The organism is Oryzihumus leptocrescens (assembly GCF_006716205.1).
GTDB classification, from domain to species: Bacteria; Actinomycetota; Actinomycetes; order Actinomycetales; family Dermatophilaceae; genus Oryzihumus; species Oryzihumus leptocrescens.
This window is the reverse complement of record NZ_VFOQ01000001.1, coordinates 2,524,106-2,548,334: the sequence shown is the minus strand read 5'-3', so window position 1 is coordinate 2,548,334 and position 24,229 is coordinate 2,524,106. Positions and strand designations below refer to the sequence as shown.

Genomic DNA, 24,229 nt, shown 5'->3' with positions numbered 1-24,229 from the left:
TCAGCTCCAGCGGCCCGCGATGGCGTGGTAGGTCAGGCCGTCCCAGGCGGGCTCCGCCGTGCTGCTGTAGTCGAGCTGGCCGCTGCACAGGCGCCGCGACCGCAGGACCTCGGCGATGCGGGCCAGCGCAGGCACAGCAGTGCGCTGGGCGTCATGCATGAGCACGATGTCCCCCGGACGCACCTGCGACAGCACCTGGACGACGTCGTCAACCGAGCGGCCGGCCCAGTCCTTGGTGTCACGGCTCCAGATCACCTGGGTCATGCCCAGGCCTCTGGCGGTGGCCTCCACGGCGGGCGTGGTCTCCCCGAAGGGTGGGCGGAACCACGCGGGTCGCCGGCCGGTCGTCGTCTCGATGAGGGCAGAGGTCTGCGTGAGCTCCTGACGCATCGCCGCCTGCGACAGCGTCGGCAGGTGTGCGTGGTCCATGGTGTGGTTGCCCACCTTCATGCCGGCCTCGACGACGAGCCGGGCGATGTCGGGGTGTGCCTGCACGTTGCGCCCGACCAGGAAGAACGTGGCCTTGAGGCCGGTGCGCCGGAGGGCATTGAGGACGGCAGGCGTGTTGGTGGACGGGCCGTCGTCGAAGGTCAGGGCCACGTAGCCGGCGCATGTGTACGTCGTCCCCTGCGCGCTGGCCAGCGCACTGGGCCGGTGCGCCCGCGCCACCGCCAGCAGGCCCGTGGCCAGGAGCAGCACAAGGACCAGGTGTGACACCAGCGCCCTCCGGACGCTTCTCACGACGCCCGGGCCGGACGCGCCAGAGCGACCTCCACCGACTCCCGCGTCCCCCAGCCGGTGCGACGGCACGTGGCGATCGCATACAGCCGGACCAGGCGCAGCCCGAAGAACGCCCACAGCGCGGCCAGTGGCGACAGGAGGACGGTCAGCGCGCGGGACCACGCCGGCTCGTCTGACCGGCGCGCGGAGAAGTAGCGCAGCGCCTGCCCGTAGCCGACCAGGACCGGGATCAGCAGGAGGTGGGGGACGCTGCCCGGGTCGCGGGCGGCGCCCATGACGAACAGGGCGATGAACACCCAGAGGCTGACGAGGGTCTGGACCCAGCCGGCCAGGTGGGCCCAGTAGGCGTAGCGGTTGGTCGGCAGGTACCGGAAGCGCCAGAACGAGCGGATGAACGCCCCGCGCATCCAGCGGAGGTACTGGCGCAGGTGGTGGTCCAGCGTCTCGGGCATCAGGGTGAAGGCGAACGCGGTCGGCTGCTGCACGGTCTTGCCGGCACACAGGCAGAACAGGGTCAGCATCGAGTCGTCGGAGAACTCGACCCGACGGCCCAGGAACTCCTCGGAGGCGTAGGTGTGCAGGTGGTCCCTCACCACCTGGGCCCGGTAGAGCGCGAGCGGACCGGAGTTCACCAGCACCGACCCCATGGTCGAGAGGCTGGAGCGGTCTGTCATCTGTCCGATGACGAACCAGAGGTCGGTGAGGCGGGCCAGCAGGTTGGCGCGGTTGTTCAGGGCCTGCACGACGCCGGCGACCGAGGTGACCTCGGGGTCCGCAAACGGCTTCAGGCCCTCTTCCAGAGCACGCTCATCGAGGACGGCGTCGGAGTCGACGGTCAGGTAGATGTCGGCGTCCGGCGTGCTGGAGAACGTGACGACCTGGGCTGAGCGCTTGCCCCCGTTGGGCTTGTCGAACCAGACGAGCTCGACGCCGCGCTCAGTGGCGGCGGTCTCGGCCCATGCCCTGACGTCGGCGTAGTCCACACGCGTGGAACCGTCGTTCACGGCGTGGATCACCTGGGGCAGGCGGGTCTGGTCCAGCAGTGACGCGATGGTCTCCTTCAAGGCTGCCGGGTCCTCGTTGTAGATCGGGACGTTGGTGACCACCCGGAGCCGGTGCAGCAACTGCAGCTGTTCCGCGCTCGTGACGTAGGGGCGTTCCGACAGGGCAAGGAGTGTCTGCCAGCACAGGATCGCGAACGCGACGGCGTAGACCACCGTGAAGCGGTGTCCCGGGTCCAGATCGGGGTGGGCGACGGCATACACGTGCCGGGCCCCCCAGACCGTGAGCGCCACCAGCACCACCGCACCGAGGGCCATGCCCCACCGAGGGCTCATGGTGGCGCTCGGCGCGGCGCTCAGTCGCTGATCGAGCGGCCGCGTCGGAAGCGCGTGCGCATCAGGATCGCGCCGGCGGCGACCAGACCGAGTGGCCCGGCGAGGAAGGTGCTCTGCGCCAAGAGCATGGAGCCGATGCCCCAGCCGCTTCCAGCGGTGTGCAGCGTCGCCAGAGTGTGCATGGGATGGCCCCTCCGATCCTGTGGTCATGCGCGTGAACCCCTCGTCATCCGCGGCGTCGGACCGCAGGGGTGCACCCCGGCTCGTGTCGCATGCCTGCTCCCCTGGCGGAGGCGGAGCCGAGTGCTCGCCCGGGAGGCCCGAGCCCGCGGACATCCCCGCCGGCCCGGCCCTGATGGTGCTCGACCGACTGTCGCCCGGGGAGACTCTGCCGCAACGGGCGACGCCCGGCCGTCCCGCGAACGGGTGGAGTCCTCGCCACGATCGGAGCGGCGATGGTGGCCGAACGGAGGATGCCGGACGGTTGACCCGACGGGCGCCGGACGTCGGCCGGGCCCGGCGGGTCACAAGGGGTCAGACGTCGGCGAGGACCCGACTGGGGGAGTGGGCGCTCTCGCAGAGCGCGTCGAGGGTGGCCTTGACCGCCGGCACGCGCTGCAGGTCAGCGGTGGTCACCACGTGAACCGCGCGCCGCGAGGCCGGGTGGATCGGCAGGGTCACCACGTCGCGGTGGTGGGCGGTGCGCAGGATGAGGTCGGGGATCAGCGCGACGCCGAGCCCCTCGGCGACCAGGCCCAGCACGGCGACGTAGTCCTCGGTCTCGAACGACACGTTCGGCACGAACCCGGCCCGGTTGCAGAGCGACAGCAGGTGGCCCCGACAGCGCGGGCAGCCGGCGATCCACGACTCCTCGGACAGCTTGGACAGGTCGGCGACCTTCTCCTTGGCCATCGGGTGGTCCTTGGGCAGCGCCAGGCGGACCTCGTCGTCGAGCAGCTTGCGCGTGACGAACATGTCGAGGTCCTCCTCGCCACGGCCGAGGTCGGTGCCCTCATAGGCGAACGCGACCGCGAGGTCGCACTCCCCGGCGCGCAGCGCGGCCAGGGACTCCGGCGGCTCGGCCTCGGTGAAGCTGACCTTGACCTCGGGGTAGCGCTCCTTGACCAGCGCCAGCGCCCGGGGCACCAGGGTCGCCGACGACGACGGGAACGCCATGAGCCGCACGCGCCCGGCGCGCAGCCCGGCGATGGCGGCGACCTCCTCCTCGGCGGCGTCGAGCGCGGCGAGCACGTTGACCGCGTGCCGGGCCAGCACCTGGCCGGCCTCGGTGAGCCGCACGTTGCGCCCGACCCGCTCGACCAGCACCGTCCCGGTGCGCTGCTCGAGGCGGCGGACCATCTGCGAGATGGCAGGCTGGGAGTAGCCGAGGGACAGGGCGGCTCCGGTGAAGCTGCCCTCGTCGGCAATGGCTCGCATGACACGGAGGCCGGCGGCGTCGATCATGCGACCACGATATAACTCGGAGTTATCACAGATCAAGAATCCATGTCCTTGTGTGATCTATGCGGATTCGCGACAGTGAGGGCATGACCCTCGCCCCGCCGACGCCGACCCCCAGCATCGACACCGTGAAGGCCGCCTTCGCCCCGACGCCCGGCTTCCTCAACGCCGCCACGCTCGGCCTGCCGCCGGTCCCCGTCGTCGACGCCCTCCAGCAGGCGCTGCTCGAGTGGCAGTCCGGCCGGGCCAGTGCCGCGGGGTATGACGCGCTGGTCCAGCAGGCGCGCACCCTCTACGCCTCGTTCGTCGGCGCGCCGCACGACTGGGTGGCGGTGGGCTCGCAGACGTCGGTGTTCGCCGGCATGGTCGCGGCCTCGCTGCCCGACGGTGCCGAGGTGCTCTGCGTGGAGGGCGACTTCTCCTCCATGGTCTTCCCGTTCCTCGTTGCCGCGCAGGAGGGCCGGGGCATCACCGTGCGCCAGGTCCCGCTGGGGGAGCTGGCCGGGGCGGTCTCGCGCAGGACGACGCTCGTCGCGTTCTCCCTGGCGCAGAGCGCCTGCGGCAGCGTGTGCGACGGGGAAGCCGTCATCGCCGCCGCCCGCGCGCATGGCGCCCTGACCTTCTGCGACCTGACCCAGGCGGCGGGCTGGATGCCTGTGATCGCAACGGATTACGACCTCACCGTCTGCTCGGCCTACAAGTGGATGTGCCAGCCGCGCGGCACGGCATACCTCACCGTCGCACCGCAGGTGCGCGACCGGCTCCGGCCGGTCAACGCGGGCTGGTATGCCGGGCAGGAGATCTGGTCCTCCTGCTACGGCCCGGAGATGCACCTGGCCGGTGACGCACGGCGGTTCGACGTCTCCCCGGCGTGGCTGGCGTGGGCTGGGGCGGTGCCGGCGCTGGAGGTCCTCGCCAGCGTGCCGACGCCGGTGATCCGCGACCACGACGTGGCGCTCGCCAACGACCTGCGCGAGCGGCTGGGCCTGGAGGCCAGCGCTCGGCCGGTGGTGTCGCTGCACGACCCGAGCGGGGCGATGGCCCACCGGCTGGAGCAGGCCGGTGCGGTGGTGGCGTCCCGGGCCGGGCGCGTGCGGATCGCCTTCCACGTCTGGAACACCACCGGCGACGTCACCCTCGTGGCCGACGCCCTGGCGGGGTTGCCCGTCACCACCTGACGAGCCCGGCGCCCGGCGCCGCGGCGGCGCGCATCCCGGGCGGGTGTCCGCGCCCTGTGGTGGGATGCCCAAGGTGGGGATCACACAGCAGGACCAGGCCAGCCAGCCCGCCACTGCCACGCCGGTGACCAACAGCCGTCGGGTCGGTGTCGGGCTGTGCCTGTCCGGCGGCGGCTTCCGCGCAGCCCTGTTCCACCTCGGTGCGGTCCGCCGGCTCAACGAGCTCGGCGTGCTCGGCCAGGTGCGCACCATCAGCGCCGTCTCGGGCGGGTCCATCACGGCCAACCTGCTGGCGGACCCGCGGCTGGTCTGGCCCGCCGAGCACGGTGCCTCGCTCGCCGGGGCCGACCTCGTCGTCCAGGGCTTCGAGGAGTGCGTGGCCGAGCCGTTGCGGCGGTTGACCGCGCGCAACGTCCGCACGCCGGCGTTGCTGTCCAAGCTCTGGCCGTCGCGCTGGCACATGCCCGACAGCGCCGTCCGGGCGCTGGCCGACGCCTACGTCGATGCCGTGCCGTGGTGGTCAAAACCGTTGCGCGACAACGAGACCGGCGGCCCGGCCATCGTCCTCGGCGCCACCGAGGTCGCCTACGGCGTCGACTGGACGTTCGCCGATCCAACCGCCCAGCGCCCCAACGGGCGGATGGGGGACTACCGCCTCGGCTACGCGGCACCGCCGTCCTCGGTGCGGCTGGCCGACGCCGTCGCGGCCTCGTGCGCGTTCCCGCCGTTCTTCGCGCCGCTGACGCTGCCGGGTGCCGACCTCGGGCTCACCGGCGGCCATCCCGACCACGAGACGCCCGAGCAGCGCGCGGCGATCCTCGAGCAGATCCGCCTCGCCGACGGCGGGGTCTACGACAACCTCGGCCTCGAACCCGTCTGGCGCAACCACGCCACGGTCCTGGTCAGCGACGGCGGTGCGGTGTTCCGGGCCCGCGCGGAGCGCACGGTCTGGGGCCGGCTGCTGCGGATCCTCGGGGTCGCCACGGGCGGCGGCACCTCGGTCCGGCTGCGGTGGCTGCACGCCAGCTTCGCCCGCGACGTCATGAGCGGGTCGACCTGGGGCCTGGACACCGTGGTGCCGCAGGGTTATCCGGCGCCGGTGGTCGAGCTCATCGACGCCGTGCGCACCGACCTCGACGCGTTCACCAGGGACGAGCAGCGCGTCCTGGAGCGCCACGGCTACCTGGTCGCCGACCACGTGGTCCGGCAGTACGTCCCCTCCGCCGTCCGCATCGATGCCCCGCTCGACCCGCCGCACCCCAGGGTGGCCGACCCCGACGTGGTGCGCCGGGCGCTGCGTGGGTCGGCCCGGCGCGCCCTGCTCGGTCGGTGGTAGCCGCCGGCGGCACGGGAGCCGGCCGGACGGCGTACCGGAGAGTCGGCGCGTGATACTGGCAGACGTGAGCCTGGCGACCGACGACACCGACGAGCTGGCCCGCCTGGCCGACCTCGTCGGCCGCGGCAACGTCGTCGTCCTGACTGGCGCGGGCCTGTCGACCGAGTCCGGCATCCCGGACTACCGCGGCCCCGACGGCCGGCGTCGCGTGACGCCGATGACCTACGGGGAGTTCGTCGCCTCGGCGGAGAACCGCCGGCGCTACTGGGCGCGCAGCTACGTCGGCTGGCGCCGGTTCGCCGCGGCCGGGCCGAACCGGGGGCACGAGGTGGTGGCCGCGCTCCAGGATGCCGGGCACGTGCGCACGCTCATCACGCAGAACGTGGACGGGCTGCACCAGTCCGCCGGTGCGCGCGACGTGCTCGAGCTGCACGGCAACCTCGACCGGGTGCTGTGCCTGCAGTGCGGCGACCGGTCCCCACGGGTCGAGCTCGACGCGCGGCTGCGCGAGGCGAACCCCGACTTCGAGGTGGCGGTGGGGGAGATTCGCCCCGACGGTGACGTCGTGCTGCCCGAGGATGCCGTCGCGTGCTTCCACCCGCCGCGGTGCCTGGTCTGCGGCTCGGACGAGCTGAAGCCCGACGTGGTGTTCTTCGGGGAGTCGGTGCCCAAACCCCTGGTGGCCCAGTGCTTCGCCGAGGTCGAGGCGTGCGACGGGCTGGTCGTGCTCGGCTCGTCGCTTCAGGTGATGAGCGGCTACCGGTTCGTGCGTCGCGCGGCCGCGCACGGCATACCGGTCGCGATCGTGACCCGCGGTCAGAGCCGCGGGGATGGTGAGGCCACCATCCGCGTCGACGCCGCGTTGGGCGCGACGCTGACCGAGCTGGCACACCGGGTCGGGCTGACCCGGTATGCCGCGCCGTCGCCGTCCTGAGCAGGTCAGGCCTGGACCGGCACCGGGTGGATCTCGGCGGCCGGGTGGCCGGTCCGCTCGTGGATCTTGCGGACCGCGTCGGCCGACGGGGCCTCCGACAGGCAGTAGACGTTGCCGCTCTCAGGGTCGGCCCAGGCATGCTTGAAGTGCACGCCCTCCTCGCCCTCGATGTCGAGGTCGGCCTGGTGCGCCGCGGCGAGATCCGCCGCGCTGATCCCCTTCATCCCGGTGTGGACGTCCATGAACTCGGGCATGCTGCTCACCTCTCTGCGGGGGCTGTCCCGCCCCCAACGCTCGGACGCTAGGCGTCGCAGGGGCAGGAGGAACCGGGCAAATGGCGTAGCCGCTCCCGCGCCCGGACGCCAGCGGTGGCCGGCGCCGAGCATGGCTGTGGCGACCCTGAATACGACTGTGGCCGGCCCCGAGGGGCCGGCCACACGGCATCCGAGCGGTGGGGGAGTCAGACCCGGCGCAGGACCGCGGTGACCTTGCCGAGGATGGTCGCCTCGTCGCCGTCGATCGGGTCGTAGGCGTCGTTGTGGGGCATCAGCCAGACGTGGCCGTCCTTGCGCTTGAACGTCTTGACCGTCGCCTCGTTGTCGAGCATGGCGGCGACGATGTCGCCGTTGTCGGCGGTCTGCTGCTGGCGCACGACGACCCAGTCGCCGTTGCAGATCGCGGCGTCGACCATCGAGTCGCCGACCACCTTGAGCAGGAAGAGCTGGCCCTCGCCGACGATCTGCTTGGGCAGCGGGAAGACGTCCTCGACGACCTCCTCGGCCAGGATCGGGCCACCGGCGGCGATGCGGCCGAGGACGGGGACGTAGGACGCGTCGGGGTGGCTGTCGCCGCTGCCGGTGGCGTCGACGGTGCCCTCGCGGGCGTCGCCGGCGCGGTAGCCGCGGTCCTTCTCGCCGGCGTCGGGGGAGACGACCTCGATGGCGCGCGGGCGGTTGGGGTCGCGGCGCAGGTAGCCCTTGCGCTCGAGCATGGACAGCTGGTGGGCGACGCTGCTCGGGCTGGCCAGGCCCACGGCCTCGCCGATCTCGCGCAGGCTGGGCGGGTAGCCACGACGGTCGACCGAGTTGCGGATGATCTCCAGGACGCGACGCTGCCGGGCGGTCAGCCCGTCGCCCTTCTCGCGGTCGGGCATCTCGTGGATCTCGGCCATGTCGTCCCCTTGCTCGGCTGTGCTCGGCGATACCAGCGGGTCTGTCAGAGGTCGGTGTTTTGCTCCCTGACGTGAACACAGCGTAGTGGGGTCGAACAGGCATTTCAAACATCTGTTCGACGAAACTCTGGACACCTGTCCGACACTCGTGTTAGAACTCGTACAGACGTCCTATCGAACACAGTTCCACAGCATGGCCGACCGACCCGCTTGAAGTCATGGAGGACACGATGAGCGCAGCAGTTGCCTGGGACCTGGCCCCCACCTCGACCCGCCCCCAGCTCCGTCTGGTGCCGACGGGTGACGCGGTGGTCTGCCGTCCCGCGCCACGGGTGCGCCTGACCCGCCGCGGCCGGCTCTCGATCACGCTGACCGTGCTCGCCGTCGTCGCGTGGGTGGCGTTCCTGCTCGCCCCCGGGCCGTCCGTGCAGGGCCTCACGATCGACCACGCCGTGACCGTGTCCGCCGGCCAGACCCTGTCCGAGGTGGCGCAGGCCCAGCTGCCGCAGCTGCCGGTCAACCAGGGGATCGTCCAGATCCAGGTGGCCAACAACCTCAGCACCAACGACGTCCACGCCGGCCAGAGCCTGCTCATCCCGCGGGTCGGCTGACCCGCGCCCCAGTTCAGGGGTCCCGTGCCAGGGGGTGCGGGGCCCCCTTCGTCTGCCCCGGTATGCCGTGAGCCCGGCTTTTCGCGGTAGCTCACACGAGCTCCCCCGAGGCACGCCGCTGGGCGGTCAGTTGTTGTACAGGCGGTTGTGCGCAGTCTTGACCTGCAGGGGCTGGGTCGGGCCTGTGACGGTCGCCGTGGCGGGGATGCGGATCCACGGGCCGCCGTCGAGGCTGAACTCCCCGCCGTAGGTGACAGCGATCTGCGTGGGGTAGGTGCCGGCCCGGTCGTAGGTGTGCGTGACATCGCCGTCGGGGTAGGTGCCGCCGGGGCTCGACGTCGGCCCCAGTCCGGTCCCGTCGCCGAAGGTGTACGTGTAGCTGGCGGCGAGGGGGCGGATGCGGACGGTGTGGCCCAGCATCTGCGCCGGGTCAGCCGTGTCGACCTCGCCGGGCTGGAATCCCTGCGCCGGCCACGCGGCCTGGAAGTAGGTGGGCAGGGTGACAAGCGTCGTGTTGCCCTCGGGCTGGATGTGCACCGTCGGATTCGCGAACGGCGTACGCCGGAACGCGCTGATGATCTGCGCCATCGACAGCACCTTGCTGCGCGGCGCCAGCTCCGGGAAGCAGGTGTTACCGACGAGCTCCCACTGCCCCTGTGGTTTGCCCCCAACGCCTACGGCTCTGCGATAGATCGCAGCCAAGGGCCCTTGCCCTTGCTCGGGGGTGTTCCCCGCGCAGGCGTTCACGGCACTTGCGCAGTAGGGCTCGCCAGCTGGCTGACCCGGGTGGTTCCTGCCACAGGCGACCACCGTGTCGTACTCATAGGACACCTTCGTTTTGGTCCCGCTCGCTTCCTTGCCTGACTTTAAGTTCTCCAGCGATTGCCTACCGAGGCGCACTTCGATGCCGCCAGTGGAGGCACCGCAGTCCAGGAACTGACCGGAACAGGCATCTGCCCTCGCCGAGGCCCCGTAGCAAAGCAAGATCACCGGCATGAGGACTGCTGTTGCGAAGCAGCGAAGCCAAGTCCTGCTCACTTGACGACCTTCAGTTCCTCGGCCACCCACGCACCGTTGATCCACTTCAGATGCACGGAGAACTGACCCTTTTGGTACTTGGTCTGTTGAACGATCTTTCCGCTCGCGTCCACCACCGCACCAGGGTGCTGAACGCCGGACACCAGCACGCGAGTCTCGTCGTTCCCCTGTTGGTCGATCGCGCCCACGGTCGCGACGGTGAAGGGCTCTCCCGAGTAGTGCTGGCCGTTGGTTCGATATTCGACCGCAGTGTCAATGAATGCCTGGCAGCTCTTGCAGGCATCCGATGCGAGCCCGCCCAACAGGTCGGGCTTCGCTTGCTGAAGTGACGCGTTGAACTGCGCGAAGAAGTAGCGGGCAAAGGCTTCGGCGCCGGCGGGGGTGTGGGCGCGGGCGGCGGCGGGCATGTCCGGGTCGATCGCTGGTGTGGGCGAGGTGGCTGGGCTCGAGGCTGTCGTCATCGTCCCTGCGGTCGGCACCGGCCGTGACGACGACGCCTCCGGCTTCGCCTGACCTCCGCAGCCGGTCGTCAGCACCAGCGCCGAGAGCGTGACGGCCCAACGCCATGTCGTGCGGTTCCCCAAGTGTCCTCCCCACAACCCACCGACACCACGGGTGGTCGGCCCGCAGTTCGGAGCCCCCACCGATCCGTCACCCAGCATGCCCGAATCGGCGTATTTCGCCTCCCGTGGATCCACAGGGCGAGCACTCGGCTGGGTCGTGACGGTGGTCGTGACGGCGAGGCCGCTGTGATCACGACGCTCCGGCCGCCACGACCGCCCCCACGACTCTCTGAGCCCGCGGCTCGGCATGCCTGGCGGGGGAGTGGGCCCCAGCTACGTGCCCACGCGACGATCGTCGCGGCACTTTCGGCGCGAAAACCGCCCGAAGACGCCGCGACGATCGTCGCGCGCGACGCCCACCCCCAGATCCCAGAGCTGGGGGTCAGCCGAGGCCCCAACGCCCCCTCCAAACCCTGTGACCGGGGCCACAAACGCGCGACACGCCGCGGACACGCGTGTCCGGTTTGTCCCTGACGCAGGCCCTGACCTGCGACGACGAAATTCGTCCATCGAATCTGGTCGATCCGGTCACGAGTCCGTCACGCGAGGGCATAAGATCCCTACATCTAGTAGTTACACCCCTGTAAGACGTCCACATGTAGTCCCCAGGCGACCGAGGCTTTCCCACACACCATCCACGGGAAATCCCCAGCTCCGTCCACAGGGGGCCCGCAGCAGGACGCCGACGCAGCAGGCGGGACGACTGCTGGAGCACGACGCACCGCACACCCGGCCGCGGCCCCAGGCACACGGCATACCGAGCACGACACAGAAGGGGAGGAGCCCACATGCACTGCCCCTTCTGCCGCCACACCGACTCGCGGGTGATCGACAGCCGGACGGCTGACGACGGCACCGCCATCCGCCGTCGCCGGCAGTGCCCGGAGTGCGGTAAGCGGTTCACGACCGTGGAGTCGGCCAGCCTGAACGTCGTCAAGCGCTCCGGCGCGAGCGAGCCGTTCAGCCGCCACAAGGTGCTCATCGGCGTCCGCAAGGCCTGTCAGGGCCGCCCGGTCTCCGAGGACGACCTGGCCCTGCTGGCCCAGAAGGTCGAGGAGACCATCCGCGCCGCCGGCAGCGCCGAGATCGACGCCCACGAGGTGGGGCTGGCGATCCTCGGGCCGCTGCGCGAGCTGGACGAGGTGGCCTACCTGCGCTTCGCCAGCGTCTACCAGGCCTTCGACAGCCTCGAGGACTTCGAGGCGGCGATCACCTTGCTCCGCGCCGAGCGCGAAGCCACGGGGCACGAGCCGGACAGCTCCGGTATCGCGCCCCGCACCTGAAGCAGCACGGCCCACCACCTGTCGGTGGTCGGGTGAAGACTGAAATCCATCAATTGGGGTCATGGGAGGACACCAGATGACAGAGACCGCTGGCGCACGAGCAGCCGCGCGCAAGGGCAACAAGAAGGGCGTGAAGGTCGAGCGGATCTTCACCACCCCTGGTGTGCACCCCTATGACGAGGTGACCTGGGAGCACCGCGACGTCGTCCAGCAGAACTGGAAGACCGGCGAGACGATCTTCGAGCAGCGCGACGTGGAGTTCCCCGACTTCTGGTCGGTCAACGCCTCCACCATCGTGACGACGAAGTACTTCCGTGGCGCCGTCGGCACCGACAAGCGCGAGAAGAGCCTCAAGCAGCTCATCGACCGCGTCGTGCTGACCTACGTCAAGGCCGGCAAGGACCACGGCTACTTCTCCTCCGACGAGGACGCCGAGCTCTTCGAGCACGAGCTGACCTGGGCGCTGCTGCACCAGGTGTTCAGCTTCAACTCGCCGGTGTGGTTCAACGTGGGCACGTCCAGCCCGCAGCAGGTCAGCGCCTGCTTCATCCTCGCCGTCGACGACTCGATGGAGTCGATCCTCAACTGGTACAAGGAGGAGGGCTTCATCTTCAAGGGCGGCTCCGGTGCCGGCCTGAACCTCTCCCGCATCCGCTCCTCCAAGGAGCTGCTGTCCTCCGGTGGCACCGCTTCCGGCCCGGTCTCCTTCATGCGTGGTGCCGACGCCTCCGCCGGCACGATCAAGTCCGGTGGCGCGACCCGTCGTGCGGCCAAGATGGTCGTGCTCGACGTGGACCACCCCGACATCGAGGAGTTCGTCGAGACCAAGGCGCGCGAGGAGGACAAGATCCGCGCGCTGCGCGACGCCGGCTTCGACATGGACCTGGGCGGCAAGGACATCGTGTCCGTGCAGTACCAGAACGCCAACAACTCGGTGCGCGTCAACGACGAGTTCATGCGTGCGGTCGAGGAGGGCACCGAGTTCGGCCTGCGTGCCCGTGACGACGGCCGGGTCATCGACACCGTCGACGCCCGTGAGCTGTTCGCCAAGATCGCCAAGGCCGCGTGGGAGTGCGCCGACCCGGGCATCCAGTACGACGACACGATCAACGACTGGCACACCAACCCCGAGACCGGCCGGATCACCGCGTCCAACCCGTGCTCGGAGTACATGTCGCTCGACAACTCCTCGTGCAACCTGGCCTCGCTGAACCTGCTGAAGTTCCTGCGTGAGGACGACACGTTCGACGCCGTGACCTTCCAGAAGGTCGCCGAGCTGGTCATCACCGCGATGGACATCTCGATCTGCTTCGCGGACTTCCCGACCGAGCCGATCGGCGAGACCACGCGCAACTACCGCCAGCTGGGCATCGGCTACGCCAACCTCGGCGCGCTGCTCATGGCCACCGGCCACGGCTATGACTCCGAGGGTGGCCGCGCCCTGGCCGCCTCGATCACCTCGCTGCTGACCGGTGCCGCCTACAAGCGCTCCGCCGAGATCGCTGCCGTGGTCGGCCCGTATGCCGGCTACGCCCGCAACGCGGACGCGCACAAGCGCGTCATGCGCAAGCACCAGGCGGCCAACGACCAGATCCGCACCCTCGACACGATGGATGGCGACATCCACCGCCTCGCGACGAAGGCGTGGGACGAGGTCGTCAAGCTCGGTGAGAAGAACGGCTACCGCAACGCCCAGGCGTCGGTGCTCGCCCCCACCGGCACCATCGGCTTCATGATGGACTGCGACACGACCGGCATCGAGCCGGACTTCTCGCTGGTCAAGTTCAAGAAGCTCGTCGGCGGCGGCTCGATGCAGATCGTCAACCTGACCATCCCGCGCGCGCTGAAGAAGCTGGGCTACCAGCAGGAGCAGATCGAGGCGATCGTCGAGTACATCGCCGACAAGGGCCACGTCATCGACGCCCCGGGCCTGAAGACCGAGCACTACGAGGTCTTCGACACCGCCATGGGCGCGCGCGCCATCTCCCCGATGGGCCACGTGCGGATGATGGCGGCGACCCAGCCGTTCCTGTCCGGTGCCATCTCCAAGACGGTCAACCTGCCCGAGACCGCCACGGTCGAGGAGATCGAGGACGTCTACCTGCAGGGCTGGAAGATGGGCCTGAAGGCGCTGGCCGTCTACCGCGACAACTGCAAGGTCGGCCAGCCGCTGTCCGACGGTGGCTCCACGGCCAAGGCTGCCGCTGCCGACAAGGCTGCTGCTGGTGAGACCAAGGTCGAGAAGGTCATCGAGTACCGCCCGGTGCGCAAGCGCCTGCCGAAGCGTCGCCCGAGCCAGACGATCTCGTTCTCCGTCGGTGGCGCCGAGGGCTACCTGACCGCCGGGTCCTACCCCGACGACGGCCTCGGTGAGCTGTTCCTGAAGTTCGGCAAGCAGGGCTCGACCCTGGCCGGCGTCATGGACGCGTTCTCCATCGCGGTCTCGATCGGCCTGCAGTACGGCGTGCCGCTGGAGACCTTCGTCGAGAAGTTCACCAACCTGCGCTTCGAGCCCGCCGGCCTGACCGACGACCCCGACGTGCGGATGGCGCAGTCGATCATGGACTACGTGTTCCGTCGCCTGGCGCTGGACTACATGGACTTCGAGACCCGTTCGTTCATGGGCATTCACACCGCCGAGGAGCGTGCGCGTCAGCTCGAGACCGGCTCGTATGCCGCGCCGGTCGAGGAGGAGTCCGACGAAGAGGTCGAGGGCGAGCTCGAGACCTTCGCCCAGTCGGCTCCGGTGGCCAAGCCCAAGGCGATCGAGTCGGCCGGCTCGGGCGCGAAGGCTGACGCGACGGGGGTGAAGTTCGGCGCCGGCGCCGCCTCCGCCCGTGAGGTCAAGGGTGTCGGCTCCTCGGCCGAGCTCCTGGAGAAGTTCCAAGGCGTGGCCGCCGACGCACCGATCTGCATGACCTGCGGCACGAAGATGCGCCCCGCCGGGTCCTGCTACGTCTGCGAGGGCTGCGGCTCCACCAGCGGCTGCAGCTGATGTGGTCGGTCAGGAATTGACACGGTGGCTTGCCCGCCAGCGTCAATGACTCGTTCAGCAATGTCCTGACATTGGTCAGACGACATTGCGTCATACGAGAGGGGCGTCCCCAGTGCACTCCGGGGGCGCCCCTACCTCGTTTGCAGGGGAGCTGTATCGGCAGTCCCCTGTCCGACTGATCCTCAGCCGCGTATGAGGAAGGCTTGTTGCGCGGTCAGACGAGACCCCGATGGCAGCGGCAGAGTCGCTACTTCAGTGTCAGCCACCGAAGGGTCGAGCGGAGACCGACTGTTTTTGCTGCGTCGCGGGCTGAGAGCGACTACGGTTCCACGAACAGTAGAGTCGCTGCCGGTTGCTCAGTCGACTGAGAGCCAAGAGTTCAGGAGGGTGCTCGCAACATGGTCGTCGATGACGCCGGCCCACTCATCGATCGGCTGCGTCGACAACTCGCCGACGCGCGGCGGATGGACGTCCTTTCGGAGTCCTTCTCCATCTTCGTGTTCGAGGCGCTCCGCAAGGAGCTGGCCGGTGTTCCTGTGCGCCTGCTGCTGCGAGACGGGTCCATTGACGAGCTTCCGCTAAACGGCTTGGGCGAGGAGCACGTCCTTCGGGCACACCTAGACCAGCACCGGATCGCCCGCGAGTTCCTTGCGTGGGCGGAGCAACATCTCGAAACCCGCAGTCTCAGCCGCCGCAGCCGTGACACCTGGACCGTTATCGAAGCGGCGAAACCTTACGCAGTGCTCGGAGCGGGCTTTGAAGCCGAGAGCCTCGGCCTCGTCGCGTCGTCATCGCTTCTCTTCCCGCGTGAGATCAGCGACGAAGGACAGGTAGAAGAGCTCGCGATCAACTTCGATCGAATCTGGCATGAGCCGACGTCATCGCGGTCCTCGCAGGGCGCGCTTCTTGATGCAGCGCAGACATTGGCCCGAGACAATGCGCCGGAGTCTGCCTACCTTCGGATCCTGACCTCGCTCTTCAGGGACTTCGTCGATGAAGCAGGCAAGGAGACTGCCGATCGCGGACGGACGGGGTTTTTCAACACGACAGTGTGGTCGAAGCTCTACAAGTTCCAACGCGATGGAGTACTTGGAGCAATCGAGAAGCTCGACCGCCACAATGGCTGCATCCTTGCCGACAGTGTCGGCCTGGGAAAGACATTTGAAGCGCTCGCGGTGATCAAGTACTACGAACTCCGCAACGACCGCGTACTCGTGCTTGCCCCGAAGCGCCTCCGGGAAAACTGGACGCTGTACCGAGCCAACGATGCGCGGAACCCATTGGTTGCAGACCGCTTCAACTACGACGTTCTCAACCACACCGACCTCAGTCGTGAGAACGGCATGTCGGGCGACATCGACCTCGCGCATGTCAACTGGGGCAACTACGACCTTGTCGTTATCGATGAGTCTCACAACTTCCGCAACAACCCCCAGGTCGAGGAGCGCACGACCCGTTACGAGCGCCTCATGAACCAAGTGTTCAAGGCGGGTGTGAAGACCAAGGTTCTGATGCTGAGCGCGACCCCGGTCAACACTCGACTGGCTGACCTCAAGAATCAGGTGCTTTTCGCGACCGAGGGCGACGACACGGCTCTGACTGACAGCGGGATCAAGAGCATCGAAGGTACGTTGCGCAAGGCTCAGGCACGCTTCACCATATGGCAGAACAGCGCCGACGAGCAGCGCACCACTGACGCACTGCTCGGTGCCTTGGGTATGGACTACATTCGCTTGCTCGACCTCATCACGATTGCCCGGTCGCGCAAGCACATCGAGAAGTACTACGGCACCGCGGACGTCGGCCGCTTTCCCGAGCGAGTGGCGCCCGTCAACCTAGCGCCGCCGATCGACGCAGCTGACAAGCTTATGCCGCTGGCCGACCTCAATTCGGCGATCCTCATGCTCAACCTCGCCGCGTACAAGCCGACCTCCTACGTGTTGGAGAAGGCGAAGAAGAAATACGCGGACCTGTACGACCACCACCTACGCACCGGTGGGTCTCGGGTCTGGCGCCAGACCGATCGCGAGAACAACATCGTCCACTTGATGCGGATGGGACTTCTGAAGAGGCTCGAGTCTTCGGTGCATTCGTTGACGCTGACGGTCGACAAGATCCTTCACAAGGTTGACGCGGCTATCGCGCGGATCGATGACTTCGAGGCACGTGATGCCGTGGGCCTCTCGATCAACAGCTTTAGCGACCTCTCCGACATCGACATGGATGACCAGGAGCTGGAGGACGTCGTCGGGGGGAAGGTGCGGGTTTTCCTGGCGGATGTCGACCGGGTCCGCTGGCGGCAGGACCTTGTCGAGGACCGCGACACGCTGCGGGAGATTCTCGCCGAGGTCTCGGCTGTCGATGTGCTACGGGATGCGAAGCTTGCCGATCTCAAGGGTCTTCTCGTTGAGAAGGCCAAGAACCCGAGCAACGGAGACAACCGCAAGGCCCTGATCTTCACAGCCTACTCCGATACCGCCGAGTATCTCTATGCGAACGTTGCTGAGTGGGCGGTGGCTGATCTCGGGCTACACGTCGCCCTGATCACGGGCGACACGACGAAGACGACAGCGGCGCTCGCGCGAAGCGGCATGCATGAGGTCCTGGCCGCGTTCTCTCCACGCTCCAAGGGCGGCGACCTGGACGGTCCCCAGATCGACGTCGTCATCGCAACGGACACCATCTCCGAGGGCCAGAACCTCCAGGACTGCGACACAGTCGTCAACTACGACATCCATTGGAACCCCGTCCGCATCGTGCAGCGGTTCGGGCGCGTGGACCGCCTCGGCTCGACGAACGCGACGGTTCACCTGGTGAACTTTTGGCCCAACATCGACTTGGAGTCGTACATCAACCTGGAGAAGCGCGTATCCAGTCGGATGACACTTCTCGACGTCTCGGCGACAGGCGAAGAGAACGTCCTCGACTCCAGCGACGCTGCCGCCATGAACGATCTCGAGTATCGGCGGCGCCAGCTCGAGCAGATGCGCGTAGCCGCTCCGACTATGGAAGATCTGGCGGGTGGGCTGAGCATCACCGATCTGACGCTGTCAGACTTCCGTATGGACGCGGCCGCCCGACCCGCCTGCGAACTTGAGGAGATCGACCGCTGGCCGCTCGCGCTTTTCGCCGTCAGCCGGTTCGACGGCACCCTTTCCGAGGAGGGGCTCTCCGCGGGAGCGATCTACCTCTTCAAAGCCAGGGATGGGGTTGGTGCGGTACCGGCTGACTATCCGTTGGCGCCATATCTTCTCGTCTACGTCACCGATAACGGCGAGATTGCGCACCCAATCGAGCAGCCGAAGCTCGCCCTCGATGTGCTGCGGCATCATGCCCTCGGTCAGACGGAGCCGGACACCGACGCGCTGGCCGCGTTCAACGCCGCGACCCGCAAGGGACGCGACATGGGGCACTATCGAGATCTCCTCGACACCGCGGTGCGAGCTGCAAGCGGGAAGGCCAAGGAGAGCGCCGTCGCATCCCTCTTCTCCGCCGGTGCATCGACGTACGGCGTGGAGGCGCAGTCGGGCGGGCTCACCACCGTCGATCTTGTCGCCTGGGTGGCGCTGGTTCCGTGAACAGCAACCATGAGGAACTGGCGTTCGCGCCCAAGGTCGTCCTGGGGCTACCGGCCATCGCGCACCAACCCGGACGGATCCACAAGAAGACCTTGATTGATCAGGCGGCTTCGCAGACGACCGATGCTGCTCTGATCACGCGCGCCGTCGCGGGGGCCTCAGTCGAAGCCGTTCTCCGCGCTGAGAACGTGAAGATTCCGGCCCATGCCGACGGTCAGCGGCGCGTCGATGACATCGCCGTCTTCCACGTCGATCTCTCCGAATCCGCATCCGCAGGGGACGTGTCCAGACTGGTCGAGCTGCTCCATCGGAGCATGCCGCGCCCGCTGATCCTCTTCCTCACGTCGCCTCGCGACGGGGAGCTGCTGTCGCTGGCTCTGACCCACCTCAACCTTGGCGATCCGGATCGCGCGACGTCCGTCGTCGACCGCAGTGTCGTAGTCCCGTTGCGCAGCGTCGCCCCTGGGGCGCTGAGACTCGACCAACTGAACCGCAGCGATCTCTGGACCTTCTACCGAGATATGGTCCGCGTAGCTGCCGCCGACGGCCAGCCGGCATCCACATCCCTGAGCGTCGAGGACGCGCTTGATCTCCGCGGCCGGCTCGCCTCCCTACAGAGCGAACTGCAAGGTGTCGTCCGAGACGCCCAGCGGGAAAAGAGCCAAGCCCGACGTATCGATCTCAACACCCGAGCGAGGGACCTCAGGCAGCAGATCGAGACTGTCGCCGGTTCCCTCTACAGTCCGACCCGTCGTACTGACCGCCACCCCCGACCGATCGACCGCTAGAAAGCAGATCTCGTGACTGACGACTTCGCTCCAATCAACGAACTCGACGGCCCGGGGGAGGCACATGGCAACGTCGCCGAGCTGGCGCGCCTATTCCCGGATGCAGTGGTCGACGGCACGGTAGATCTCGATGTCTTGCGCGACGTCCTCGGCGGGGACGCAGCCCCAGGTGGCGCGGAAGGATTCGGGCTGCGCTGGCCCGGGATGGCCGCCGCCCGACGGCTGTCGGCACTGCCCGCCACGATGACGCTGCTTCCAGGGCCCGAGGAGTCGGTCGATTGGGACAACACACGAAACATCGTGATCGAGGGGGACAACCTCGAGGTGCTGCGTCTCATGCGCCGCGCGTACACGAACTCCGTTGACGTCATATACATCGACCCGCCCTACAACACGGGCAACGACTTTGTGTACGACGACAAGCGCGCCGCCACCCAAGCCGAGCACGAGGCCGACGCCGGGCTTCGCGACGAGGAAGGAGCGCTCCAGACGGGCGCAGGGTCAGACCGCGCCGACGAGCGGAAGACTGGCGCTGCGCGGCACTCCAAGTGGCTCTCGATGATGTATCCGCGTCTTCTCGTCGCTCACCACCTGCTCAAAGAATCGGGCGTCATCATCGTCGCGATCGATGACACCGAACATGCTCGCTTGAAGCTATTGCTTGACCGGGTTTTCGGCGCCGAGAACTTCATCGCGAACGTTATCTGGCAGGGCGTAAAGAAGAATGACTCCCGCTACATCTCGGACAGCCATGACTACATGCTGGTATATGCAAAGAATGAGGGCCTGCTCACCTCCCTGAATACGCGTTGGAGAGTGCGAAAGGAAGGCATTGATGAGGTCTTTCGTGCAGCTAGCGACGCTTGGGAAGAATCTGGGCATAGTGCTGAGGCTGCAACGCTGCTCTTGAAGGAGTGGTTCGCGGGTCAGCGGGGACGGTTCACGGCGGCGATCACCAACTACAACCTCATCGATGACCAAGGTCGCGTGTACATGCGCAGCGATCTCCGCTCGCCGAACCCGCGGCCGAATCTGCAGTACGACCTTCTCCATCCGAAGACTGGACAGCCTGTGAGAAGGCACCCGAATGGATGGGTCTACTCCCGGGAGACGATGGACGAGCAATTGGCGTCCGGCCGTATTCTCTTCGGCCCCGACCACACTACATTGGCGTACTTCAAGCGCTATTTGGATGAGCAGGAACAAGAAGTGGCGCTGTCCGTCTTCGAACAGCCGCGTCGATCTGCTTCGCAGGCTCTCGAGCGCCTTCTCGGTGGCAAAGTGTTCGACTTTCCGAAGGATGTCGGAGTGCTAGCGCGGTGGATCGATCTGGTTACTCAGTCGGATCCTGATGCTGTTGTGCTGGACTTCTTTGCAGGCTCTGGCTCGACAGGGCACGCCGTCATGGAGCTGAACGCAGCAGATGGTGGGAACAGGCGGTTCATCCTGGTGCAGTTGAATGAGTCGATTGCGCAAAATGGCTACGAGTCGATCGCGGACATCACTCGTGAGCGTCTCCGGCGCGCGGGCAAACAGATAGGCGGGCATCGCGACGCGGAAAAGCCTGCAATAGACACGGGATTCCGCTCGTACCGTCTCGCCGAGAGCAACGTGAAGCCCTGGGACGGTACCGGGGAGCTCGACCTGCTGGCGGCCGTGGACAACCTGGCAAAGGGACGCACCAGCTACGACCTGCTGGTCGAGATGATGCTGCGTCTGGGGATTGACCTCGTCACCCCTGTGGCGACTCGCGAGGTAGCCGGCAACACGCTCTACAGCCTCGCCGGAACCCTCTACGCGTTCTTCGGAACTGACGTCACAGTCGAGACGGCAGATGAGATCGCCGGCGCGATCGTCGCCTGGCGAGACCTTGAGCCAGTCGACTCCGACATAACGGTCGTCGTTCGAGACACCGGGTTCAAGGACTCGTCGGCCAAACTGAACCTCGCGGCCGCTCTGCAGCAGGCCGGCATCAAGACGTTGCGGAGCATCTGACGTGAAGTTCACCTTCGAGGCGGATCTTGACTACCAGCGTGACGCGATCGATGCAGTCACGGGCCTCTTCAAGGGGCAGGAATCGCTGACTTCCCAGTTCACCGTCCAGGCGCACGCGGCACTGAGCGAGGGACTGTTCGAGGCATCGGGCGAACAGCTCGGGATCTCCACCCAGGGCTATGGCAACCGTCTGCGCCTTGCTCCCGAAACGATCCTTGGAAATCTACACGCCGCCCAGGACCACATTGGCCTCCCGCCAGAACCCAAGCTGGACTCGATGAACTTCACCGTCGAGATGGAGACAGGCACGGGGAAGACCTATGTCTACCTGCGCTCGATCTACGAGCTCAACGCGATGTACGGCTTCACCAAGTTCGTCATCGTCGTGCCGTCCGTGGCAATCAACGAGGGCGTTTCTACATCGATCGACATGCTGCGGGAGCACTTCGGTGCCCTCTACGGCAATCCTCCGATGCAGTGCTTCCAGTACTCAGGCGACAACGTCTCCCGGCTCCGATCGTTTGCCACGTCGTCCGGGATTGAGATCATGATCATCACCATCGCGGCGATGAACAAAGCAACGGCCAAGATCAACAGGCCATCCGAGGACCTAGACCTTGAGGTGCCGATGGACCTCGTGCGCGCCACGAATCCGATCGTCATCGTGGATGAACCGCAGAGCGTCTACGGCGATGACGGCAACCCTCGCAAGAAGAAGGGGGCCGGCCGGCTTGCGGTCGAGGGCATGAATCCCGCGGCCACCATTCGCTACTCGGCCACCCACCCCAAGTTCGACAAGGGCAATCTCGTCTACCGGCTCGATGCCATCGGCGCCTACGAGAAGCAACTCGTCAAGCAGATCGAGGTTGACGACCTCGTGACCGAGGCCAGCGGCACGACGCCGTACGTCCGACTGCTCAGCACGAAGCGCACTGGTGCCAACTTCACAGCACGGCTCGAGCTCGACGCCGAGACCGGTAGCGGCATCAAACGCAAGGCCGTCACGGTCCACATCGGGGAAAACCTCGGTGACCACACGGATCGCGATCTGTACCGCGACCTGATGGTCGACAGCATCAGCGTCGTGCCAGGCGCGGAGCACGTTCGGTTTACCGACTACAGCGAGGTGAGGATCGGCGAGGCGATCGGTGCGGAGGTCGGCCTGGCCGAGCGTGCACGGCAGATGATCGCCCAGACGATCCGCCAGCATCTTCGCAAAGAAGACGAGTTCGCATTCCACGGCCGCAGGATCAAGGTGCTTAGCCTTTTCTTCGTGGACTCGGTGGCGATGTATCGCGTCTACGACGACAACGGTGAAGCTCAGCCGGGCGAGTACGCGCGGATCTTCGAGGAGGAATACGCCAAGATTGCCTCCGAGCCCGAGTTCACAAGGCTCCTCGGCAACCGGCCCGCCGAGGCAATCGCGGCCGAAGCCCACCAGGGTTACTTCTCAGTCGACCGCGGCCGGGGAGGCGTCGAACGGCTCGTCGACACGAAGGAGACGACCGACAAGGGCCGGCAGCAAGCCGGCCTCGCGTATGAGCAGATCATGAAGGACAAGGTCGGCCTGACGACCCCCGGCACCCCGATCCGGTTCATCTTCAGCCACTCGGCACTTCAAGAAGGCTGGGACAATCCCAACGTCTTCCAGATCTGTGTGCTTCGGAACATGGGATCTGAGCGTTGGCGCCGCCAGAGCATCGGCCGCGGTCTACGTCTCTGCGTCGACGGCGACGGCAACCGTGTACGCGGCTTCGACGTAAACCGGCTCACCGTGATAGCGAACGAGTCGTACGAAGAGTTCGCTGAGCAATTGCAGCGCGAACTGGCGGAGGACCTCGGCATCGAGTTCGGCGTCGTCACCGTCGACGGTTTCGCCCGGCTGATCTACAAGCCCGTGGGAGAGACCGTTGCTAAGCCGGTCGGCGACGAGTCAGGCCGCAGTCTCTTCGTTGCACTGCTGAAGGCCGGCTATATCGACGACCGGGGCAAGGTGCAAGACAGCCTCCGCGACGCTGTCCAGCAGGACGCTGAAGCGCTGCGCCAGCTTGTGGTAGGCGTCGTTGCGGACGAACGCGCTCAGTTCGAGGTGCGCCGGCTCATCAAGCGCCTCGCCAAGCCGATCGACATCAAGAAGGCCGGCTCACGGCTTTCGGTTCCGATGGTGCACGAGCGGCTGGAGAGCCCGGAGTTCCGAGCCTTGTGGGACCACATACAGCACCGGACCGAATTCCGAGTCTCGGTCGATGAGGACGCTTTGCGCGCTGAGATGGTGAAGGCGTTGCGCGACATGGTTCCCGTGCCGAAGCGGAAGGGCGAGTGGCTCACCCATGTTGTGGATCGCATCGACCAGGGCGGGGTGTCCGCCGAGACCAGCCATGCGCGGCGGGCGGACGTTGTTTATGAGGACAGCCAGAATCTTCCGGACATCCTCTCCGTCCTGGCTGATCGGACTCAGCTGACTCGAGCCACGATCGCCCACGTCCTCACCACGTCGGGAACCCTGCACCAGTTCAAAGTGAACCCGCAGGTCTACGTCGACCGCGTGACGACCGTGCTGAATGCTACGAAGGCTCGCTTCCTCATCAAGGGCCTCCAGTACGAACTGGTCGATGCGGGGCGCCCCGAACGTGACCGGCGCTATCCGCTGTCCCTGCTCGAGGAAGCCGACCTGTCGGGCTACGCGGGCAGCGGCGGGAACATCGTCTCGGATGACGACAACGAGCCCATCTCGTTCGCGAAGAAATCGCCGTACAAGTACTTGGTCGTTGACTCTGCTGTGGAGAAGGAGTTCGCGATGCTTATGCGGCGCCGGGATGAGGTCAAGACCTTCGTGAAGCTCCCCGCCGCGTTCGTTATCCCGACGCCACTCGGTGACTACAACCCCGACTGGGCCGTTTTGGCGGAGCGCCCCGACGGCAGTCAGTACATCGTCTTCGAGACCAAGAGCACGACTGACCTGCAGCTTCTTCGACCGGCCGAGCGTGGCAAGATCCTTGCAGCGCGACGGCACTTCGACCGCGTGCGCGCGGAAATCAAGCTCACGGATCTCAAGTATGCGGTAGTGAACAACGTGGAGGCTGCCGACGGGATCCTCGACGGTGCTGAAGGCGACGACCTGGTTCTCATTGAGTGAGACGCACATGTTCAAGGCCGGCTTGGAGCCGGTCTGCGTAGCCATGGGTCTGGTCGGTGGCCTCAGCCTGACGGGAGGAGGTTG

At 67.1% G+C, this 24,229-nt stretch carries 18 protein-coding genes; 10 read left to right on the top strand and 8 right to left on the bottom strand.

Annotated features, from left to right (window positions below; all coding sequences use genetic code 11):
- The 4 genes from FB474_RS20765 to FB474_RS11860 form a co-directional block, all read right to left on the bottom strand.
- Window positions 1-717 carry a polysaccharide deacetylase family protein gene (locus FB474_RS20765; protein ID WP_185746139.1) on the bottom strand — a complete coding sequence of 239 codons (717 nt, stop codon included), beginning with the start codon at window positions 715-717 and terminating at the stop codon, window positions 1-3.
- Between the two features lie 20 nt (window positions 718-737).
- Window positions 738-2,078 (bottom strand): glycosyltransferase, encoded by a 1,341-nt coding sequence (locus FB474_RS11865; RefSeq protein WP_141788836.1) that lies wholly within the window; start codon window positions 2,076-2,078, stop codon window positions 738-740.
- A gap of 20 nt (window positions 2,079-2,098) precedes the next feature.
- Complete coding sequence (locus FB474_RS20760; RefSeq protein ID WP_185746138.1) at window positions 2,099-2,260, bottom strand: hypothetical protein; 162 nt, start codon at window positions 2,258-2,260, stop codon at window positions 2,099-2,101.
- Between the two features lie 352 nt (window positions 2,261-2,612).
- Window positions 2,613-3,542 (bottom strand): LysR family transcriptional regulator, encoded by a 930-nt coding sequence (locus FB474_RS11860; RefSeq protein ID WP_141788835.1) that lies wholly within the window; start codon window positions 3,540-3,542, stop codon window positions 2,613-2,615.
- Window positions 3,543-3,625: 83 nt separating this feature from the next.
- Between FB474_RS11860 and FB474_RS11855 the strand changes: the two genes are divergently transcribed.
- The 3 genes from FB474_RS11855 to FB474_RS11845 all read left to right on the top strand — a co-directional run bounded on the left by FB474_RS11855 (window position 3,626) and on the right by FB474_RS11845 (window position 6,987).
- On the top strand, window positions 3,626-4,717 hold the full coding sequence (locus FB474_RS11855) for an aminotransferase class V-fold PLP-dependent enzyme (RefSeq protein ID WP_141788834.1): 1,092 nt from the start codon (window positions 3,626-3,628) through the stop codon (window positions 4,715-4,717).
- A 64-nt stretch (window positions 4,718-4,781) separates the two neighbouring features.
- Window positions 4,782-6,053, top strand: coding sequence for a patatin-like phospholipase family protein (locus FB474_RS11850; protein WP_141788833.1), 1,272 nt, complete (start codon window positions 4,782-4,784; stop codon window positions 6,051-6,053).
- Between the two features lie 64 nt (window positions 6,054-6,117).
- Window positions 6,118-6,987: an NAD-dependent protein deacetylase gene (locus FB474_RS11845; RefSeq protein WP_246092150.1), complete on the top strand. Its 870-nt coding sequence runs from the start codon at window positions 6,118-6,120 to the stop codon at window positions 6,985-6,987.
- A gap of 5 nt (window positions 6,988-6,992) precedes the next feature.
- Here the strand turns inward: FB474_RS11845 and FB474_RS11840 are convergent, their stop codons facing one another.
- The gene (locus tag FB474_RS11840; protein ID WP_141788831.1) at window positions 6,993-7,241 is read right to left on the bottom strand and encodes an SCO4226 family nickel-binding protein; all 249 of its coding nucleotides are present in this window, start codon (window positions 7,239-7,241) and stop codon (window positions 6,993-6,995) included.
- 206 nt (window positions 7,242-7,447) lie between these two features.
- Window positions 7,448-8,158: a transcriptional repressor LexA gene (lexA, locus tag FB474_RS11835; RefSeq protein ID WP_141788830.1), complete on the bottom strand. Its 711-nt coding sequence runs from the start codon at window positions 8,156-8,158 to the stop codon at window positions 7,448-7,450.
- Window positions 8,159-8,388: 230 nt separating this feature from the next.
- Between lexA and FB474_RS11830 the strand changes: the two genes are divergently transcribed.
- Complete coding sequence (locus FB474_RS11830; protein ID WP_141788829.1) at window positions 8,389-8,769, top strand: LysM peptidoglycan-binding domain-containing protein; 381 nt, start codon at window positions 8,389-8,391, stop codon at window positions 8,767-8,769.
- A 126-nt stretch (window positions 8,770-8,895) separates the two neighbouring features.
- On the opposite strand, the gene FB474_RS11825 is transcribed toward FB474_RS11830, so the two are convergent.
- Both FB474_RS11825 and FB474_RS11820 read right to left on the bottom strand, forming a co-directional pair.
- Window positions 8,896-9,357 carry a PKD domain-containing protein gene (locus FB474_RS11825; protein ID WP_141788828.1) on the bottom strand — a complete coding sequence of 154 codons (462 nt, stop codon included), beginning with the start codon at window positions 9,355-9,357 and terminating at the stop codon, window positions 8,896-8,898.
- Between the two features lie 446 nt (window positions 9,358-9,803).
- Complete coding sequence (locus FB474_RS11820; protein WP_141788827.1) at window positions 9,804-10,391, bottom strand: DUF6318 family protein; 588 nt, start codon at window positions 10,389-10,391, stop codon at window positions 9,804-9,806.
- A gap of 767 nt (window positions 10,392-11,158) precedes the next feature.
- Here FB474_RS11820 and nrdR point away from each other — a divergent pair.
- The 6 genes from nrdR to FB474_RS11790 all read left to right on the top strand — a co-directional run bounded on the left by nrdR (window position 11,159) and on the right by FB474_RS11790 (window position 24,145).
- Window positions 11,159-11,653, top strand: a complete 495-nt coding sequence (gene nrdR, locus FB474_RS11815) for a transcriptional regulator NrdR (RefSeq protein ID WP_141788826.1) — start codon at window positions 11,159-11,161, stop codon at window positions 11,651-11,653.
- A gap of 76 nt (window positions 11,654-11,729) precedes the next feature.
- Window positions 11,730-14,648: a vitamin B12-dependent ribonucleotide reductase gene (locus FB474_RS11810; RefSeq protein ID WP_141788825.1), complete on the top strand. Its 2,919-nt coding sequence runs from the start codon at window positions 11,730-11,732 to the stop codon at window positions 14,646-14,648.
- 398 nt (window positions 14,649-15,046) lie between these two features.
- The gene (locus tag FB474_RS11805) at window positions 15,047-18,226 is read left to right on the top strand and encodes a helicase-related protein (protein ID WP_141788824.1); all 3,180 of its coding nucleotides are present in this window, start codon (window positions 15,047-15,049) and stop codon (window positions 18,224-18,226) included.
- Window positions 18,223-19,014 (top strand): DUF4391 domain-containing protein, encoded by a 792-nt coding sequence (locus FB474_RS11800; protein WP_185746136.1) that lies wholly within the window; start codon window positions 18,223-18,225, stop codon window positions 19,012-19,014. The genes FB474_RS11805 and FB474_RS11800 overlap by 4 nt, the downstream gene beginning before the upstream one ends.
- Before the next feature lie 12 nt (window positions 19,015-19,026).
- Window positions 19,027-21,009 (top strand): site-specific DNA-methyltransferase, encoded by a 1,983-nt coding sequence (locus FB474_RS11795; RefSeq protein WP_141788822.1) that lies wholly within the window; start codon window positions 19,027-19,029, stop codon window positions 21,007-21,009.
- 1 nt (window position 21,010) lies between these two features.
- Complete coding sequence (locus FB474_RS11790; protein ID WP_141788821.1) at window positions 21,011-24,145, top strand: restriction endonuclease; 3,135 nt, start codon at window positions 21,011-21,013, stop codon at window positions 24,143-24,145.
- Window positions 24,146-24,229: the final 84 nt, after the last annotated feature.

Bases quoted from the DNA above. Each gene is read 5' to 3' on its own strand.
- FB474_RS11865 (WP_141788836.1), bottom strand. From the start codon at position 2,078: ATGAGCCCTCGGTGGGGCATGGCCCTCGGTGCGGTGGTGCTGGTGGCG.
- FB474_RS11805 (WP_141788824.1), top strand. From the start codon at position 15,047: ATGGTCGTCGATGACGCCGGCCCACTCATCGATCGGCTGCGTCGACAA.
- FB474_RS11810 (WP_141788825.1), top strand. From the start codon at position 11,730: ATGACAGAGACCGCTGGCGCACGAGCAGCCGCGCGCAAGGGCAACAAG.
- FB474_RS11850 (WP_141788833.1), top strand. From the start codon at position 4,782: ATGCCCAAGGTGGGGATCACACAGCAGGACCAGGCCAGCCAGCCCGCC.
- nrdR (WP_141788826.1), top strand. From the start codon at position 11,159: ATGCACTGCCCCTTCTGCCGCCACACCGACTCGCGGGTGATCGACAGC.
- FB474_RS11855 (WP_141788834.1), top strand. From the start codon at position 3,626: ATGACCCTCGCCCCGCCGACGCCGACCCCCAGCATCGACACCGTGAAG.
- FB474_RS11840 (WP_141788831.1), bottom strand. From the start codon at position 7,241: ATGCCCGAGTTCATGGACGTCCACACCGGGATGAAGGGGATCAGCGCG.
- FB474_RS11830 (WP_141788829.1), top strand. From the start codon at position 8,389: ATGAGCGCAGCAGTTGCCTGGGACCTGGCCCCCACCTCGACCCGCCCC.
- FB474_RS11825 (WP_141788828.1), bottom strand. From the start codon at position 9,357: ATGGCGCAGATCATCAGCGCGTTCCGGCGTACGCCGTTCGCGAATCCG.
- lexA (WP_141788830.1), bottom strand. From the start codon at position 8,158: ATGGCCGAGATCCACGAGATGCCCGACCGCGAGAAGGGCGACGGGCTG.
- FB474_RS11860 (WP_141788835.1), bottom strand. From the start codon at position 3,542: ATGATCGACGCCGCCGGCCTCCGTGTCATGCGAGCCATTGCCGACGAG.
- FB474_RS20760 (WP_185746138.1), bottom strand. From the start codon at position 2,260: ATGCACACTCTGGCGACGCTGCACACCGCTGGAAGCGGCTGGGGCATC.